We start from the raw sequence: 16,992 nt of genomic DNA on the forward strand, positions 1-16,992 counted from the left end.
ACGCTCTTCATCGAAGGCGCGATGGCAAAAAATTTTGATTAACGCGGGTTGATCAGGAACGGGTAGCGGCTTGCTTCAGACCTTCGCCGAAACCGGGAATGCGCTGCAACGTGCGCTTCACCTGCTCGGGCGTGATAAGTCGCGTGCATTCGAATTGACGCGATGTGTCCTTATGCCTTGGACACCAGAAGAAGTCCTGATGATCGAAGCGATGACGCACATCGTTCCAGCAGCCCGTGCAGGCGTGATAATTGATGACGCGATACGGCGTCGCGAACTCGTTGTTCTCTGCGGTGAAGCCACTGATCATCGCGACCGGCGTGTTGCACGCCCACGCGAGCCATGCGAGCCCGCTCGACAGTCCGACGAAGAAGTCGGCATGCTTGAGCCAGCGTGCACGTTCCTCCAGAGGCCGGTCGCCGGTTTCGTCTTCCGCGCCATGCGGGATATGGTTCCAGACGATGCCCGAGCCATGCGTCGCCTTCTGATCGATGCAGATCACGCGATAACCAGCATTCTTCAGAAACGCGACGATCTCGCGCCAGCCGGTCGGATGATTCCAGTACTTGCATTGCGTCGAGCTTTGCACCGCGATGACGACATAACGCTCGGCGATGGGCCGGGTGTCGTCCGCGAGCACGATGTTGGGGCGCATCTCTTCCGGATCCACGCCGAGAATGTGACCCGCGGTGCGATGCAGCCCGACATGACGGAAATCGGCGGGTTGATACGTGTGCGCTTCATCGTCGAAGAACAGGCCAATGTTGTAGGTCGCGTAATAGCGCTCCGGCTTCACGTCCTCGTGCGTGATGAACTCGATGTCCGGATAGGCCCGGCGAAACAGCGGCGCGATCAGCGCGGACATCGCGCACGTCAGCCTACAGTTGTGCTTGCGCTGAAACTTGACTGCGTAAGGGAACCAGCCCATCAGATCGCCCAGCGTGCCGACCGGAAACTGGATCAGCACCTCGCGATCGTTTGCGTCGAAGCGGTGAATGAACGCGGCATCGGCGTGCTTGCCGCGGCTCTGGACTTGCAGCTCGAACGGGACGAAATACTTCTTGCCGCTCGCAACCGCGCCCACGCCGATATCCGTCTGGAACAGCAGGTTGTCCGTCTCGTAGTCGCGCAGCACGACTTGCCATTCACCTTCGGGCAGGACGACGCGGCACCCATCGTTGAAGTCGAAGCGCACGCCGTGCAAGGCTTCTTGCGTCGGCACTGCCGCAGGTGTGGGAAACGGCGGTTTCGCTGCCCCATTCGTCGAGACGGGGCGAGGCATAAGCGCGATCGGCGCGACAGACGCAGCCGTCTGCCCGGCAGGAGCGGCAAGGATGTCGTGAGGAATCGAAGCGGTCATCGTGAAAGCGAGGTCGAGCTTTGAACCGGCAACCATGTCGAGTCGGGCCGGGCTGATAGTTGAGCTCCAGCCCTGTTAGGTAAGGGTCGAAAGCTCTATTACTTCCTGCTTAACGACACCTGCTTGCTCTACTGAACCGTAAGCTCCGGAAAAATTTTGTAATATGGGTGATAATCAGTAATACTTTCCGCAAAATGATGAAGTGATCGAGATGTCGTGCGCCTGGGTCGCCGACATCAGTGGCTATACCCCCGTCCGCCGTATGCGCCGCCCTTTGAGTTCAGGGATCAGCTCAGGTGCCCGCGCGTTGTTTGTATCTATGCGGCGGTAGAGGACGCCCTAGCAACGAACGAATAATTCTCTGATGCTATGTGTCCACGTGGGCGGCTGGGATCAGAGCCCATAGATGAAAATCGAAACGTGCGCAGTCGCCTGTTAGTCGGCGCCACGCGTGATGGCCGCAGAGAACGCGACCCGCAAGTTCGCAAGGTAATGAATTCAGCTGGGCATGAAGCCGCGCGTTTCGATCACGCGTACGGCGATGGAATTTGGCTTGAACCCGAACCTTCTACGTGGATGGATCACGCGCCACCAGTAAGCACATGCTGGTGTGAGTTCCGAATAGAGCGGGTTCGAACGATCACGCATCGTACCGAACGATGTCACGCTGCCAGTAATGCGGACTTACGCACCAAAGATCCCGTCACCATTCGTGCCTGTCGTTCGGGAACTGATAACCGATGGCTGACATCAACAGGAGCTCTGACTTTTCCGGAAGAGCGACGTCGATTCGTCCAGCAGCAGTCACACCCAATGACCATGGTTCAGCAAAGCCAATGTCCGATAGTGTTTAGGGTTGTAGGACGCCTGCCCCGATCCATCGGCACGTCAACTCGCCCAGACGCCCGCGGGCAGGCGTCCTACAAGCCCCAAGGGAGGAAACCGCGGAGTGCCCCGACGTGGTCTGAACCTTTCACCGCTATGGCGATTCGTTCAGTCCCATTGAAGGCACGGCGGATAAAAACGCGGGCAAATCAGAGCTTGGGCAACCGCGATCGCATCAGCGACGCTGCTGGGCATTGCTATATGCCGGACCGACCAGCACCGGATTGCCTGCGGGGAGTCGTAGGCGCAAGCGTCCCCTATGAGCTCTCTTTGCCGAAGAGCCGACAGTTGACGTGTGCATCCTGACGCGATGGCTTTCATGCGTGGGCTCGCTCAACAGGCGGTGCCCGGATAGGTCTGCTGCGCTGGAGCAGGTCAATGATGATCATCGGCGAGCCACAATGCCGGCAAACGAACGCCGGCGACGCTGCGACTGTAGCGAAATCGTTCGCACTGCCGCCGATAGTGGTGGACGCAGCGCCCAGCAACTCGCGTATCTTCGCGAGATTCGCGCGCCGCGATGGGTTGGCGAGCAGGCCGTAATGGCGGATGCGGTGGAAACCGCCAGGCAATACGTGTAATAGGAAGCGACGCGTGAACTCACCTGTTTCGAGGGTCATGGTCTTGTTGCGGGTGCGTCCGTTCACGCGGTAGTCCTTCCAGCGGAAGGTAACGCCGTCTTCGTCGAGCGCGACCAGGCGTTGGTTGGAGATTGCGACGCGGTGGGTGTAACGCGACAGGTAGGCGAGCACCGCTTTAGGTCCGGCAAACGGGCGCTTGGCATACACGACCCACTCGGATGCGTGCATTGGCGCGAGCCACTTGGCAAAGGCTGCGATATCGTTGAGCCCGGCGTATTCGCCGAAGAACCGCAACTGCCCCCGGCGATAGGTCACTTCAAGTTCTTCGAGGAAGCGCCGGCGAAACAGGCGCGAGAGTACGCGCACCGGAAGGAAGAAGCCCGGCCTGCACGCTATCCACCGGCTTCGGTCCGGCGATAATCCGCCACCGGGAACGATGCCGTGCACATGGGGATGATGGGTGAGCGCCGAGCCCCACGTATGCAGAACGAGCGTGGCGCCGATCTGCGCTCCAAGATGCTTCGGATCAGCGGCAATAGTGCGCAACGTTTCGGCCGCGAGATCGAACAGCAGCCTGTAAATGACGGGCTTGTTGTAATACGCAATCGCGCTGATCGCAGCGGGTAGCGTGAAGACCACGTGGTAGTACTCGACGGGCAGGAGATCGGCCTCGCGCGCTTCCAGCCAGCGACGCGCCGCGCCAGCCTGGCACCGTGGGCAATGTCTGTTGCGGCACGAGTTGTAGGCGACTTCGATCGCCGCGCATCCTTCGCAGCGCAGCAGGTGCCCTCCCAGCGCCGCGGTGCGGCACTGTTCGATTGCGGACATGACCTTCAACTGCCCGAGGCTCAGATTAGCGGAGCGATGCCACGCTGGACCAAGAGAGCGGAAGACGTCTGCGACCTCAAGCGCGCGATGCGCCACGATGAGAGCTACTCAGTACGCAAACTCTCGAGAGGGCTGACCACCTCGCGCAGAATATCGGTGGCAACCTGGGCATAAAGCGCTGTGGTCTCAAGCTTCTTGTGTCCGAGCATGACCTGGATCACCCGGATATCGACCTTCTGCTCGAGCAGATGCGTGGCAAAGCTGTGCCGCAAGGTATGCATGGACACGCGCTTGTCGATTCCCGCAGCCTCGGCTGCAGCATGAACCGCTCGGTTGAGCTGACGGGTGCTGAGCGGTTCGATCGGGTTAAGTCCGGGAAACAACCAGCCTCCGTCGAGCATCTTTCCCTGAGCTCGTGCAACCCGCCACCAGACCCGCAAACGCTCAAGCAGGATCGGCGACAGCATGGCATATCTGTCCTTCTGGCCTTTGCCCTGCTCGACGCGCAGCGTCATACGCTCGCTATCGATGTCACCGACCTTCAGGGCTGTTACCTCGCTGGCGCGTAATCCCGTTCCGTAGGCGAGCGCCAGCGCCGTTTGATGCTTCAGGTTGGTCGCCGCCGCGATCAGCCGCCCAACTTCTTCGCGGCTGAGTATGACCGGCAAGGTACGCGGGAGATAAATCGGACGCATCTTCGCCATCAACGCTTCTTGAGCGAGCGTCGTACCGAAGAAGAACTTCAGGCCGGTGATCGCGGCGTTCAAAGAAACTGGCGACACGCCGTGATCAACCAGATGCAGTTGATAGCGACGCAAGTCTTCTACGGTGGCAGTGTCGGGCGAGCGTCCGAGGAAGACGGTGAACGCTCGTACCACACGAAGATAATTGGCTTGCGTGGTTGGTGCGAGGCGGCGCATGCGCATGTCGTCCATCATGCGCTGACGCAACGGACTGGTAACTTGGACGGGGGATGTCATGGCCCGGTTCCTCCTGGGTAACGAGGCGGATCGCCTCATCACTCAACATAGGAAACTAGGAAACCGGCCGGCTTTACTTTATCCCAACCAATAACTTTGAACGGAGCACATACCGCGCGAGCGGTTTAGTCCAGTGGCCTAATTCGGAAGTCCGCCGGAGGCGCCTCGCAACGGATCGCTTTTACCGGCGAACTTCCGTACTCGACCCTGCGCGGGCCTTCACATTGCCCAAGGGCGGTCGTTCAACAGGTGTGGTTGGCGGCAAATTGTCGACGCGGCGTGCCCCATGACGCATGGAGTGGCCCGAGAGGCTTGACCTTGAAGTTAGCTTAAAGCTTACGCTAAGCGGCGATGCCATTTCACCGTCGAGGCAAGAGCATGAAAAGCACGTCGCTGCCCCCCTCTGTCGACTCCTCCCTGCCGGCCCGAGCCACGGCCGCTCCGGCGGCTGCCGAAACTGTTGTGATCAAGATCGGTAGCCACGATGTCCCCGTGGTAAAGGGCGGGCTGTATGACCGCTTTCGCTCCAGGCCGCCGCTTTCCGTCATCGCCGGCGAGTCGCCGGCCACCGACCTGAGCTGGTTCAAGGGGATCATCAAGGCAAAGGTGGACATCGGCTTTGAGAGCTGGTCGCCGAACTTCTATTACGAGAACAGCCGTGTAACGGCCATCTTCACCGCCGATCTCGCACGGCTGCGGGAATTGATCCCGCCCAAGGTGCTGGAGCAGGTGCAGCCGCTGCAGGTGTGGCCGGGCAGAGGCGTTATCGCGCTGACCGCTTACGCCTACCACTACTGTGACAACGACAGCTACAACGAGATCGGCCTATCCGTCGTCACCAACAAACCCGGTTCGTCAAACCGGGGGCCGCTTTCCTTGATAAGCCAGTCGTTTTCCGACGATTTTTGGGGCTATGTCCTGAAGCTGCCAGTCGATACCGAGCTGGCACGAGTGCGCGGCGTGGTGGGCTACAACCTGCCCAAGTGGCTGACGCGCATCGACTACAGCGAGGGTACGAGTAACGTCGTCGTCAAGGTCTTCGACAGCCAAACGCAAGCGCTGGACGTCACGTTTCAGACGCGAAAGCTCGACGTTTCTTCCAGCAAGGAAACACTGGTGACTAACAGTTTCACGACCATCGACCCGCGAGGGCGGTTGACCACCGGCTACACCACCTCCCGACAGCTGCGGCACGCCAGCACGTCCAGCGCGAATGCCGTGAAGCTGACGCTGACGGACGGCAGCCTCTCGCGCTTCATCGCGTCGCTGAAGCTGGGCAAGATGGTCAAGTACGAGTACGTGCCCGAGTTCCAGGCTGCGCTGTACGCACCCCAGCTGCTCAAATCCGACGCCGGGCATTAACAGCCGTCGTCCAGAAACCGGGAGAGAGCGTATGACTGAAAACAACACTCGCATGGCCGACCTGCTTATCCGGCAGCGCAACGCATTCCTCCACGATGGGCCGCCGGACCTGGCGTTGCGCAAGGTCCGGCTCGCCCGGCTTCGTGCCGCCGTGCTTGCGCACCGCGAAGCAATCAAGGATGCGGTCAGCGCCGATTTCGGCAACCGTTCGCGCCATGAGACCGACATCATGGAGCTGTCCTGCGTCATCCAGGCCATCGACTACCTCTCCAGCCACTTGCGCCGCTTCATGAAGCGCGAGCGCCGCCACGTGCATTTCTTCTACCGCACGGCGCGCGCCTGGGTCGAATACCAGCCGCTGGGCGTCGTGGGCGTGATGGCGCCGTGGAACTACCCCGTCTCCCTCACGCTGGTGCCGCTGGCAACCGCGTTGGCCGCAGGCAACCGCGCCATGCTCAAACCCTCGGAGCTGACCCCGCGCACCAGCGAGGCGCTCCGGCATATGCTGGCCGGGGCTTTCGCGGAAGATGAGGTGGCCGTGGTGCTGGGCGGCCCAGAGGTCGGTGCCGCGTTTAGTGCACTGCCATTTGACCATTTGCTGTTCACGGGTAGCACGCAGGTCGGTCGCAAAGTGATGCGCGCTGCCAGCGACAATCTGGTGCCCGTGACCTTGGAGCTGGGTGGCAAGAGTCCGGCCATCGTGGCGCGTGGCCACGTCAACGACCGCGCCGTGCAAAGCCTGGTGTACGGCAAGCTGTCCAACGCCGGCCAGACCTGCGTGGCGCCGGATTTCGCCATGGTGCACAGGGAAGACCTGGAAGCTTTTATCGCCCGGTACACCGCCACGGTTCATCGCTTTTACCCCGCTGGTCCGGCTAGCCGCGACTACACGACCATCGTCAGCGATCGTCACTATGACAGGCTGTGCGCGCTGGTCGACGACGCGCGCCGCAATGGCGCCCGCGTGATCGAGGTGGGCGAGCGCCCTGCCAACATGCCCGGGCGCGAGCGCACCCTGGCGCCGACCCTCGTCGTCAATGCGGGCGATGAAACGCCCCTCATGCAGGAGGAGATTTTCGGCCCCATCCTGCCGGTGCGTACCTACGGCACCATCGACGAGGCCATCGCCTATGTGAACGCGCGGCCCCGCCCGCTTGCGCTCTACTACTTCGGCGCCGAAGACCGCGATTGCGCCAGGCTTCTGGCGCACACCACATCCGGGAACGTCGGCATCAACAACACCCTGATTCACGTGGCGCAGGATGATTTGCCCTTTGGCGGCGTCGGCCCGAGCGGCATGGGGGCCTACCACGGCATCGAGGGTTTCCGTGCGATGAGCCACGCCAAGGGCGTCTTTGTGCAGGGCCGCTGGAACTTCCCCGGTCTGCTGCATGCGCCCTTCGGCAGGCTTGCCGACATGGCCGTCTCGCTCACGTTGGGAAAAAACAAGGCGTCATCGACATGAAGATCGGAGAACTCGCCCTGCGCACGGGCCTTGCGCCGTCGCGTATCCGCTTTTACGAGCGAATTGGGCTGCTGAGGGTCGTGGAGCGGCAGGCCAACGGCTACCGCAGCTATCCCGAAGGTGCGCTTCTCGTGCTCCAGTTGATTACGACCGCGCAAAAAGCAGGCTTCCGCCTGGATGAGCTACGCGCGCTACTACCTGACGATCTGGCCGCCTGGAAACATGGCGACCTGATCGGCACCCTGCGTCGCAAGGTTCAAGACATCGAGGTATTGCAAGTGCAGCTTGCCGGGAACAGAGCGCACTTGCTCGCGCTGCTGGCCCAGATCGAAGCCAAACCTGCCGACATAGATTGCGCCGCGAATGCCCGGCGCGTGCTGTCAGAAATGCAACGGGGCACGCAGTCAGGGCAGCCGGCCAACCTCCAGTCTGAGCCGCCAGGCCTTGGGCGGCCAATGACGGTTCCCCGTCAGACCACGATTCCATCTCCTGAACAGGAACGATGCAATGAGCAAGCAAAGCGGTAGTCCCGAGCGCATTCGCTGGATGATCTACGGTGCGAACGGCTACACCGGGGAACTGATCGCCCGCGAAGCAGCGCGGCGGAGACTTAATCCCGTACTGGCGGGGCGCAGGCGCGAGAGCGTCGAGACGCTGGGGCGCACGCTGGAGCTGGAGGTGCGTGCCTTCGACCTCGATGACGTGGTGGCGCTCACTGAGCAGATCCAGGGCCATGCGCTGGTGCTGAACTGCGCCGGCCCGTTCTCGGCGACCGCAGCGCCGATGATGGAAGCCTGCCTGCGCGCCGGCGCGCATTATCTGGACATCACCGGCGAGATCGCTGTATTCGAGCACGCGCAGTCGCTCGATGCCCGCGCACGGGACGCCGGTGTGGTGCTGTGCCCCGGCGTGGGCTTCGACGTTATCCCAACCGACTGCGTGGCCGCAGCGCTGAAAGCGGCGCTACCGGATGCCACGCATCTCGCGCTGGGCTTTGACTCACGCTCGGGCTTCTCGCCCGGCACCGCCAAGACCTTGGTCGAGGGACTGGCCCAGGGCGGCAAGGTGCGCCGTGACGGGAAGATCGTCACCGTGCCACTGGCCTACAAGGTGCGCCGCATCGACTTCGGAGATGGAGAGAAAGAGGCGATGACCATCCCCTGGGGCGACGTATCGACCGCCTGGCACACCACCGGCATTCCGAACATCGAGGTGTTTATCCCCGGCTCGCCACGCATGATCACCAACGCCAGGCGTGCTAACTATATCCGGCCATTGCTGGGACTACCGTGGGTGCAAAAGCTGATCAAGGCGCGCATTGCCAGGACAGTGAAGGGCCCCAGCAAGGAAAAGCGTGCAAAGATGCCCACCTTCGTCTGGGGGGAAGTCACCAATGCACGCGGAGAGAAAAAGACGGCGTGCATCCGCACCGCCAACGGCTATAGCCTGACCATCACCGGCTCGCTGGCCGTAGTCGATCACCTGATGGCGGCCCGCCCCGCGGGCGGTGCCTACACACCGGCCAGACTGGTGGGCGCCGATCTGGTCAAGCGCCTTCCAGGGTCGGGGCTGCTGCGGATCATCTAGCCCCGCTGGTCAAATCGTTCCACCAGCCAGGCGCCGGTCACCACCTTTCCGAGCGTCGACCGGGAGGCTACGCGCGGATGAACGCAAGCAGGTCGGCGTTGATCACGTCCGCATTGGTCGTATGCATGCCGTGCGGGTAGCCGGGATAGATCTTGAGTGTGTTGTGGGCGAGCAGTTTGTCCTGAAGGATCGCGGCGTTCTTGTAGGGAACAACCTGATCGTCGTCGCCCTGCATGACAAGCGTTGGTACCGTGATCGCTTTCAGATCCTCGGTCTGGTCGGTCTCCGAGAAAGCCTTGATGCCTTCGTAATGGGCTTTCGCACTGCCCATCATGCCCTGGCGCCACCAGTTCTGGATGATGCCCTCTGAAACCTTTGCACCAGCCCTGTTGAAACCATAGAACGGCCCCGTCGGAACATCGAGATAGAACTGCGAACGGTTGGCGGCGAGCGCTGCGCGGAATTCATCGAATACCTCAACCGGTGTGCCGCCGGGGTTGCTATCCGTCTTGACCATCAGCGGCGGTACCGAGCTGACCAGCACCGCCTTCGCCACACGGCCCTGGGGCTGGCCATACTTCGCGACGTAACGCGCGACCTGGCCTCCCCCGGTCGAGTGGCCGATGTGAACGGCATTCTTCAGGTCCAGGTGCTCCGCAACCGCCGAGGCATCCGCCGCGTAGTGGTCCATGTCGTGCCCCTCGCTGACCTGGGACGAACGGCCGTGGCCACGGCGATCGTGCGCCACGACTCTGAAACCCTGGGCGAGGAAGAACAGCATCTGGGCGTCCCAGTCATCCGCGCTCAGGGGCCAGCCATGATGAAACACCAGCGGCTGCGCGTCCTTCGGGCCCCAATCCTTGTAGAAGATCTGAACCCCATCCTGGGTCGTAACGTAGGTCATGATTTCGACTCCTTGCTTGCTGGCTGCAGGTTGAAGTGAGAATCGAGCGGCGGCTTGCACGGTTTGAAAAGAGTCGTGCCAGCCGAATCCGCCTGATCAGGACATCCTTTAAACCATAACGTTGAAGTGTAGTTCAAGGTCAAGCGATAAGTGATGCTCATGGCACCGTACCCGAACACTCCTTACGGACCAGTTCCAGTCCCTGCCGGTAGGTCGTCACCGCGAACTCGGGAAACCGGCGCTTGAACTTCGTGGAATCAAAAAGATTGTCCTGCTCGTAGCGGGGCAGCAATTCCCTTAGCTCGCGCACCTGCTTCGAGAACAGCCCGACAGCGGTCAGAGTCCACTTGCTGATAACCGAAAGGTCGGGCTCGCGCCCAAAGACCTGGCTGGCCATTACGACAAACTCCTTGTACGTCGGCCGGCCGTCGCTGCATGGCAGATGCCAGGTCTGGCCAAAGGCATCGGGAGCATTGCCCAGGGTCACCAGCGCCCGGCTCGCGTCGGGCGTCCAGATCAGCGTACGCCGCGTATCGTCGCGCACGGGCACGCGCGGCTTCTTGCCGGCCTGGAGTTTTCGATGACCAGCGCGTTCGTGAAGCTCTGCGTCTTGCCTGGGCCATAGAATTCGGGCGCCCGGCCAATGAGCACCGGGATCTCGCCGCAGGCCATTTCTTCGAGCACCATCGTGGCCATCGCCGCGCGTACCTTGCCCTTGCGGCCCACCGGGGCAAAGGGCGCTTCCTCGGTCAGTAGCCGCGCATCCTGCGGATACATGTAGGTGTTATCGAAATAGGCGAAGCTCGCGCCCGCCACGCGGCAGGCATCCAGAGCGTTCTTCAGCATCGTGGGGAACTGCGCTTCCCATGGCGCCGTGTCTGGCGGCAGGCCGGCCGTGAAGTAGACGATGCTGCTTCCCTTGACCGCATTCAGGGTCTGCTTCGCATCAAGAAGGTTGGCGGACACCAGCGTGTCGGTGTCGTTGACCTTGCGCGGATTGCGGCTGACGAGCCGCACGTCGCTGGTGTATTTGCGCTTTAGCTCCCGCGCCAGTTCTACGGCGATCTGACCGTTCGCCCCCAATATTGTCTGCATGCAGTCCACCCTTATGAAATTGCACCTGTTGGTGCGATGGACTCAAGGTTAACTTTGAAGTAATGTTTAAGGTCAAACCCTGTGGGCACTCGAAGCACCTCGATCATGAAAATTGGAGAACTTGCAGAGCGCACCGGCCTGACAACCTCACGCATCCGTTTCTACGAGCGCGTTGGCCTGCTCAAATCGGTCGAGCGCCAGATCAACGGCTATCGCAGCTACCGCGACGATGCGGTATTGATACTCAAGCTGATCGCGACCGGGCAGAACGCGGGCTTCAGCCTGGACGAACTGCGCACACTACTGCCTCGCGACCTCGCCAACTGGGAGCATGGCACCCTGCTCGACACGTTGCGCCGCAAGGTGCAGGACATCGAAACCATGCAGGCACAACTTGCACAAAGCAAGGCTCAACTGGTTGAACTGATGGCGCAGATCGAAGCCAGCCCGCAGGACATGGATTGTGCGGCCAACGCGCGGCGTGTTCTGTCGGAAATGCGGCTAGTGGAGGCCGAAAAGCCCCCGACCAGCACGAAGGCCCGTCGCCGCCGTTAGGGAGGGATCGTACCCAGGTGCCCATACCGCTTGACATTGAAGTTATATTCAACGTTAGAGTTCATCCACGGTTCCTTACTGGAAGGTATACGAGATGGACAGGCATTTCACACAGGCCTAGTTCGCGTCACACACGGGAGACTGCGCATGACCAGGCGAATACTTCACGTCGTCACCAACGTCGCTCACTACCAGGATTCGACGCAGCCAACCGGCCTCTGGCTATCGGAACTCACCCATGCGTGGGAGGTCTTTGCCGCCCATGGGTACGAGCAGCGCATCGTGAGTCCGCTGGGTGGCCGATCGCCGCTGGAGCCTCGCTCGCTGAAGTGGCCGCTCGCCGACGCGTCCGTGAAGGACTGGCTGGCCGATCCGGCGCGGATGGCGCTGCTGTCATCCACTACAAGACCGAATGAGATCAATCCGATGGAGTTCGACGCGATTTACTTCACCGGCGGACATGCTGTCATGTGGGACTTCCCCTGCAGTGAGGAGTTACAGCGCATCACCCGCACCATCCATGAACGCGGCGGCATCGTTTCATCGGTCTGCCACGGCTATTTCGGACTACTGAATACCCGGCTGGATGACGGCTCGCTGCTGGTAGCCGGGCGGCGTATCACGGGGTTTTCGTGGCGGGAAGAGGTGTTGACAGGAGTGGCTGTGAAGATGCCCTACAACGCCGAGGAGGAGATGAGACAGCGCGGCGCGCGCTACGAAAAGGCATGGCTCCCTTTTGTTTCGAATGTCGTTGTCGACGGCAGGCTCGTGACAGGGCAAAATCCCATGTCGGCCAGGGCGACCGCTGAGCACGTGGTAGCGATATTGAAATCCTCATGAACTGTTGCCAGTTAGACCCCTTACGAGGTACGTGACGGCTTCCTCACGGGAAGCGCTTTCGCCCCTCCGCATTTCGCCAATGAAGAGTTACAGTTCGATTCCAGACTCACTGCTGCTTCGGGAAAGCCGCCATCTTTCAGCCAGCGGCTTACAGTGCGGCCTGACTAACAAAAATTGCCCATACAGAGGCACGGTCAGGCATCCGACCTTTCTCGTTCAATGCTTGAAGCGACTTCAAATACCGCGCGGTCATATGGTTGGATTATGGACGGTCTATGCCACTGTGTCGAACGCCTCACACTGGCCGTAGTTCACCGGCAGCAGGTGACAGATCTGATCGAGGGAGAAGCCATCGTGATGCGCACTTTCAATAATTCCGAGGCACGGATACTGCTGTGGGCGAAAAGTGCCGGTAACCATTCGAGGTCCGCTCGACAGCGCTGTCCAGGCCGCTTGTTTCATAAAAACTGATGCGCGACGCCGAAGGCCCCGACAACGGGGCAAGTTCACCTAGGTTCAGCGACCCTTTCAAATAAGGTTGACCTTGAAGCGGGCTTTAATCCTATAGTGGTCTACGGTCTTGATGTACCTTGGCTCGCGCATCACAGTCACGGCCCATGAACGGTTGTCGCTCGCCCGCAGACCGACGCGGCTGACGGGTTGGTGCCGATGCGACGGCCAGGCAAGGCATCTCGGCTCGCCCGTTTTCGCCGAACACGCGGTCACGTCCATTTACTGAAGCAAAGGTAAGGAGCTCAGCATGCCGAGAATCGTTTTTGTACACGGAATGTTTCAGAACCCTAAAAGTTGGGAAAAGTGGGTTGCCTATGTCACGTCCAAGGGCCACGAATGCATTGCGCCTGCCTGGCCGTTGCACGAGGGCGAGCCGCGAGCGCTCCGTGAGAATCCTCCTGAGGGCCTGGGCGATCTCAAGCTGAGTGACGTAATTTCGGTCATTGAACGGGTCGTCTCCGCCGAATCAGAAAAGCCGATCTTGGTCGGTCATTCGGTGGGGGGGCTCATCACGCAGATCCTGCTCAACCGCGGCTTGATTGCCGCCGGGATAGCTATTGATTCAGTCGCGCCGAACGCTATGGTCGACCTCGACTGGGGGTTCATCAAGAACAGCACCGTCATCGCTAACCCGCTGAAAGGGAACGAACCGATTTTAATGGATGCCAAGACGTTTCATGGCTCCTTCGCCAATACTCTCACCGAAGAGCAGGCTGCGCGGGAATTTGAGACGACGGCGACACACGACAGTCGCAACGTGCTGCGGGGCTGCATGGGACCGGACGGCAAGGTTGACGTCGATGCCGCGCACGGTCCGTTGCTGCTGATCGGCGGCGAGGAAGACCAGATCGTGCCTGCCCACTTGACTGAGAAGAACTTCAAGGCGTACGCGGACCGAAACAGTGTGACTGAGTTCCAAAGCTTCCAGGGGCGCAGCCACTATATTTGCAATGAGCCTGGCTGGCAGGAAGTGGCCGACGTCGTCCTGTCGTTCATCGAGCGCAACGCGTCGCTCATTGTTTGACGCCTCGATTCTATGAGACCCGGTACCGGGGCTTCATGACCGACGCGTTGAACGAGCCGCCGTCGTGCAAGGTCGTGGAACGCATCCCGCGCGGCTCCGCCAGCGTTCACACGCTGAGTTCGGCCCACCTCGGCTGCGTCGGCATCAACGGCGCGCTGGCCTGTCCGGACGACGCGAAATCGATTCGCCGCGGATGCGTGCGGCGCCGCGCTGCCTCGCAACAGGCGCTCCGGCAGCGGCTGGAGCGCGCGCAACGCGAAGAGGATCTGCTCGCCACGGCGGACAGCGCGACCCGGGCATCCTTCGTGATGGCGGTATCGCAAGGCATGGCCGTTCAGGCAAAAGGGGGCGCTTCGAGGAAGGCGCTCGAACGGATGGCCGTTTACGTTCTCAGTACCTGGCCTTTCTATTGACGTTCAGATGAAACATCAGTGAGTGAAATTGCCGTACCGGTTGGGGCCTCGGTCGCTCTAGACCCATCGGGTCTGCTGCGGTGCATGCCTAATCCCGCCTTACGCCTACGTTCAACGACTGCTCTCCGAGCTACAACGGACCTTGCAACGGTGCGAACTCAAGGCTAGCGAGTGGCAGAAACTGGCCGTCACCACCCGTTGAATTAGCGTGCCGCCATGCTGATGTTGGAAGTCTCATTGCTGACGTCTTGACGTTCGTGCAAGCGGGTACTACCGGCCACAGGACTAAACCGCTCGCGCGGTATGTGCTCCGTTCAAAGTTATTGGTTGGGATAAAGTAAAGCCGGCCGGTTTCCTAGTTTCCTATGTTGAGTGATGAGGCGATCCGCCTCGTTACCCAGGAGGAACCGGGCCATGACATCCCCCGTCCAAGTTACCAGTCCGTTGCGTCAGCGCATGATGGACGACATGCGCATGCGCCGCCTCGCACCAACCACGCAAGCCAATTATCTTCGTGTGGTACGAGCGTTCACCGTCTTCCTCGGACGCTCGCCCGACACTGCCACCGTAGAAGACTTGCGTCGCTATCAACTGCATCTGGTTGATCACGGCGTGTCGCCAGTTTCTTTGAACGCCGCGATCACCGGCCTGAAGTTCTTCTTCGGTACGACGCTCGCTCAAGAAGCGTTGATGGCGAAGATGCGTCCGATTTATCTCCCGCGTACCTTGCCGGTCATACTCAGCCGCGAAGAAGTTGGGCGGCTGATCGCGGCGGCGACCAACCTGAAGCATCAAACGGCGCTGGCGCTCGCCTACGGAACGGGATTACGCGCCAGCGAGGTAACAGCCCTGAAGGTCGGTGACATCGATAGCGAGCGTATGACGCTGCGCGTCGAGCAGGGCAAAGGCCAGAAGGACAGATATGCCATGCTGTCGCCGATCCTGCTTGAGCGTTTGCGGGTCTGGTGGCGGGTTGCACGAGCTCAGGGAAAGATGCTCGACGGAGGCTGGTTGTTTCCCGGACTTAACCCGATCGAACCGCTCAGCACCCGTCAGCTCAACCGAGCGGTTCATGCTGCAGCCGAGGCTGCGGGAATCGACAAGCGCGTGTCCATGCATACCTTGCGGCACAGCTTTGCCACGCATCTGCTCGAGCAGAAGGTCGATATCCGGGTGATCCAGGTCATGCTCGGACACAAGAAGCTTGAGACCACAGCGCTTTATGCCCAGGTTGCCACCGATATTCTGCGCGAGGTGGTCAGCCCTCTCGAGAGTTTGCGTACTGAGTAGCTCTCATCGTGGCGCATCGCGCGCTTGAGGTCGCAGACGTCTTCCGCTCTCTTGGTCCAGCGTGGCATCGCTCCGCTAATCTGAGCCTCGGGCAGTTGAAGGTCATGTCCGCAATCGAACAGTGCCGCACCGCGGCGCTGGGAGGGCACCTGCTGCGCTGCGAAGGATGCGCGGCGATCGAAGTCGCCTACAACTCGTGCCGCAACAGACATTGCCCACGGTGCCAGGCTGGCGCGGCGCGTCGCTGGCTGGAAGCGCGCGAGGCCGATCTCCTGCCCGTCGAGTACTACCACGTGGTCTTCACGCTACCCGCTGCGATCAGCGCGATTGCGTATTACAACAAGCCCGTCATTTACAGGCTGCTGTTCGATCTCGCGGCCGAAACGTTGCGCACTATTGCCGCTGATCCGAAGCATCTTGGAGCGCAGATCGGCGCCACGCTCGTTCTGCATACGTGGGGCTCGGCGCTCACCCATCATCCCCATGTGCACGGCATCGTTCCCGGTGGCGGATTATCGCCGGACCGAAGCCGGTGGATAGCGTGCAGGCCGGGCTTCTTCCTTCCGGTGCGCGTACTCTCGCGCCTGTTTCGCCGGCGCTTCCTCGAAGAACTTGAAGTGACCTATCGCCGGGGGCAGTTGCGGTTCTTCGGCGAATACGCCGGGCTCAACGATATCGCAGCCTTTGCCAAGTGGCTCGCGCCAATGCACGCATCCGAGTGGGTCGTGTATGCCAAGCGCCCGTTTGCCGGACCTAAAGCGGTGCTCGCCTACCTGTCGCGTTACACCCACCGCGTCGCAATCTCCAACCAACGCCTGGTCGCGCTCGACGAAGACGGCGTTACCTTCCGCTGGAAGGACTACCGCGTGAACGGACGCACCCGCAACAAGACCATGACCCTCGAAACAGGTGAGTTCACGCGTCGCTTCCTATTACACGTATTGCCTGGCGGTTTCCACCGCATCCGCCATTACGGCCTGCTCGCCAACCCATCGCGGCGCGCGAATCTCGCGAAGATACGCGAGTTGCTGGGCGCTGCGTCCACCACTATCGGCGGCAGTGCGAACGATTTCGCTACAGTCGCAGCGTCGCCGGCGTTCGTTTGCCGGCATTGTGGCTCGCCGATGATCATCATTGACCTGCTCCAGCGCAGCAGACCTATCCGGGCACCGCCTGTTGAGCGAGCCCACGCATGAAAGCCATCGCGTCAGGATGCACACGTCAACTGTCGGCTCTTCGGCAAAGAGAGCTCATAGGGGACGCTTGCGCCTACGACTCCCCGCAGGCAATCCGGTGCTGGTCGGTCCGGC

At 61.0% G+C, this 16,992-nt stretch carries 15 protein-coding genes and 1 pseudogene; 10 read left to right on the forward strand and 6 right to left on the reverse strand.

Features of this window, described 5'->3' with window-relative positions:
• Positions 1 to 52: 52 nt before the first annotated feature.
• The 3 genes from P9292_RS00840 to P9292_RS00850 form a co-directional block, all read right to left on the reverse strand.
• Positions 53 to 1,396 carry an autotransporter strand-loop-strand O-heptosyltransferase gene (locus tag P9292_RS00840; RefSeq protein WP_309852529.1) on the reverse strand — a complete coding sequence of 448 codons (1,344 nt, stop codon included), beginning with the start codon at positions 1,394 to 1,396 and terminating at the stop codon, positions 53 to 55.
• Positions 1,397 to 2,562: 1,166 nt separating this feature from the next.
• On the reverse strand, positions 2,563 to 3,750 hold the full coding sequence (locus P9292_RS00845) for an IS91 family transposase (protein WP_309851504.1): 1,188 nt from the start codon (positions 3,748 to 3,750) through the stop codon (positions 2,563 to 2,565).
• An 8-nt stretch (positions 3,751 to 3,758) separates the two neighbouring features.
• On the reverse strand, positions 3,759 to 4,634 hold the full coding sequence (locus P9292_RS00850) for a tyrosine-type recombinase/integrase (protein WP_309957801.1): 876 nt from the start codon (positions 4,632 to 4,634) through the stop codon (positions 3,759 to 3,761).
• Positions 4,635 to 5,012: 378 nt separating this feature from the next.
• On the opposite strand from P9292_RS00850, the gene P9292_RS00855 reads away from it, so the two are divergent.
• Genes P9292_RS00855 through P9292_RS00870 form a run of 4 tightly spaced genes read left to right on the forward strand, consistent with a single transcriptional unit; the run spans position 5,013 to position 9,048 of the window.
• On the forward strand, positions 5,013 to 5,996 hold the full coding sequence (locus tag P9292_RS00855; protein WP_309854080.1) for an acetoacetate decarboxylase (ADC): 984 nt from the start codon (positions 5,013 to 5,015) through the stop codon (positions 5,994 to 5,996).
• A gap of 31 nt (positions 5,997 to 6,027) precedes the next feature.
• A complete protein-coding gene (locus P9292_RS00860) occupies positions 6,028 to 7,461 on the forward strand; it encodes a coniferyl aldehyde dehydrogenase (RefSeq protein WP_309957804.1) in 1,434 nt (477 codons plus the stop codon).
• Positions 7,458 to 7,988, forward strand: coding sequence for a MerR family transcriptional regulator (locus P9292_RS00865; protein WP_309854086.1), 531 nt, complete (start codon positions 7,458 to 7,460; stop codon positions 7,986 to 7,988). The genes P9292_RS00860 and P9292_RS00865 overlap by 4 nt, the downstream gene beginning before the upstream one ends.
• The gene (locus P9292_RS00870) at positions 7,969 to 9,048 is read left to right on the forward strand and encodes a saccharopine dehydrogenase NADP-binding domain-containing protein (RefSeq protein ID WP_309957805.1); all 1,080 of its coding nucleotides are present in this window, start codon (positions 7,969 to 7,971) and stop codon (positions 9,046 to 9,048) included. Before P9292_RS00865 ends, P9292_RS00870 begins: the two co-directional genes overlap by 20 nt.
• 67 nt (positions 9,049 to 9,115) lie before the next feature.
• Here the strand turns inward: P9292_RS00870 and P9292_RS00875 are convergent, their stop codons facing one another.
• Positions 9,116 to 9,952, reverse strand: coding sequence for an alpha/beta hydrolase (locus P9292_RS00875; RefSeq protein ID WP_309854092.1), 837 nt, complete (start codon positions 9,950 to 9,952; stop codon positions 9,116 to 9,118).
• Positions 9,953 to 10,109: 157 nt separating this feature from the next.
• Positions 10,110 to 11,047: pseudogene (locus P9292_RS00880) on the reverse strand (SDR family oxidoreductase).
• Positions 11,048 to 11,152: 105 nt separating this feature from the next.
• On the opposite strand from P9292_RS00880, the gene P9292_RS00885 reads away from it, so the two are divergent.
• Positions 11,153 to 11,602 (forward strand): MerR family transcriptional regulator, encoded by a 450-nt coding sequence (locus P9292_RS00885; protein WP_309854095.1) that lies wholly within the window; start codon positions 11,153 to 11,155, stop codon positions 11,600 to 11,602.
• A gap of 147 nt (positions 11,603 to 11,749) precedes the next feature.
• Positions 11,750 to 12,442 carry a type 1 glutamine amidotransferase domain-containing protein gene (locus P9292_RS00890; protein ID WP_309854098.1) on the forward strand — a complete coding sequence of 231 codons (693 nt, stop codon included), beginning with the start codon at positions 11,750 to 11,752 and terminating at the stop codon, positions 12,440 to 12,442.
• Positions 12,443 to 12,809: 367 nt separating this feature from the next.
• Here P9292_RS00890 and P9292_RS00895 read toward each other — a convergent pair whose 3' ends face one another.
• Positions 12,810 to 12,974, reverse strand: coding sequence for a MerR family transcriptional regulator (locus P9292_RS00895; RefSeq protein WP_309854101.1), 165 nt, complete (start codon positions 12,972 to 12,974; stop codon positions 12,810 to 12,812).
• Between the two features lie 228 nt (positions 12,975 to 13,202).
• On the opposite strand from P9292_RS00895, the gene P9292_RS00900 reads away from it, so the two are divergent.
• The 4 genes from P9292_RS00900 (at position 13,203) to P9292_RS00915 (ending at position 16,878) form a co-directional block, all read left to right on the forward strand.
• Positions 13,203 to 13,979 carry an alpha/beta hydrolase gene (locus P9292_RS00900; RefSeq protein WP_250466559.1) on the forward strand — a complete coding sequence of 259 codons (777 nt, stop codon included), beginning with the start codon at positions 13,203 to 13,205 and terminating at the stop codon, positions 13,977 to 13,979.
• 35 nt (positions 13,980 to 14,014) lie between these two features.
• Complete coding sequence (locus tag P9292_RS00905) at positions 14,015 to 14,392, forward strand: hypothetical protein (RefSeq protein WP_309854106.1); 378 nt, start codon at positions 14,015 to 14,017, stop codon at positions 14,390 to 14,392.
• A gap of 414 nt (positions 14,393 to 14,806) precedes the next feature.
• Entirely contained in the window at positions 14,807 to 15,682 is an 876-nt protein-coding gene (locus P9292_RS00910) for a tyrosine-type recombinase/integrase (protein ID WP_309957801.1), read from the forward strand.
• A gap of 8 nt (positions 15,683 to 15,690) precedes the next feature.
• A complete protein-coding gene (locus P9292_RS00915; protein WP_309851504.1) occupies positions 15,691 to 16,878 on the forward strand; it encodes an IS91 family transposase in 1,188 nt (395 codons plus the stop codon).
• Positions 16,879 to 16,992: the final 114 nt, after the last annotated feature.

Origin of the sequence: Caballeronia sp. LZ001 (assembly GCF_031450875.1) — a bacterium.
GTDB lineage: Bacteria > Pseudomonadota > Gammaproteobacteria > Burkholderiales > Burkholderiaceae > Caballeronia.

Excerpts from the sequence above, each read along its gene's own strand:
- P9292_RS00840 (WP_309852529.1), bottom strand. The coding sequence starts at position 1,396 with ATGGTTGCCGGTTCAAAGCTCGACCTCGCTTTCACGATGACCGCTTCG.
- P9292_RS00905 (WP_309854106.1), top strand. The coding sequence starts at position 14,015 with ATGACCGACGCGTTGAACGAGCCGCCGTCGTGCAAGGTCGTGGAACGC.
- P9292_RS00900 (WP_250466559.1), top strand. The coding sequence starts at position 13,203 with ATGCCGAGAATCGTTTTTGTACACGGAATGTTTCAGAACCCTAAAAGT.
- P9292_RS00865 (WP_309854086.1), top strand. The coding sequence starts at position 7,458 with ATGAAGATCGGAGAACTCGCCCTGCGCACGGGCCTTGCGCCGTCGCGT.
- P9292_RS00910 (WP_309957801.1), top strand. The coding sequence starts at position 14,807 with ATGACATCCCCCGTCCAAGTTACCAGTCCGTTGCGTCAGCGCATGATG.
- P9292_RS00860 (WP_309957804.1), top strand. The coding sequence starts at position 6,028 with ATGACTGAAAACAACACTCGCATGGCCGACCTGCTTATCCGGCAGCGC.
- P9292_RS00850 (WP_309957801.1), bottom strand. The coding sequence starts at position 4,634 with ATGACATCCCCCGTCCAAGTTACCAGTCCGTTGCGTCAGCGCATGATG.
- P9292_RS00875 (WP_309854092.1), bottom strand. The coding sequence starts at position 9,952 with ATGACCTACGTTACGACCCAGGATGGGGTTCAGATCTTCTACAAGGAT.
- P9292_RS00870 (WP_309957805.1), top strand. The coding sequence starts at position 7,969 with ATGAGCAAGCAAAGCGGTAGTCCCGAGCGCATTCGCTGGATGATCTAC.
- P9292_RS00890 (WP_309854098.1), top strand. The coding sequence starts at position 11,750 with ATGACCAGGCGAATACTTCACGTCGTCACCAACGTCGCTCACTACCAG.
- P9292_RS00885 (WP_309854095.1), top strand. The coding sequence starts at position 11,153 with ATGAAAATTGGAGAACTTGCAGAGCGCACCGGCCTGACAACCTCACGC.
- P9292_RS00855 (WP_309854080.1), top strand. The coding sequence starts at position 5,013 with ATGAAAAGCACGTCGCTGCCCCCCTCTGTCGACTCCTCCCTGCCGGCC.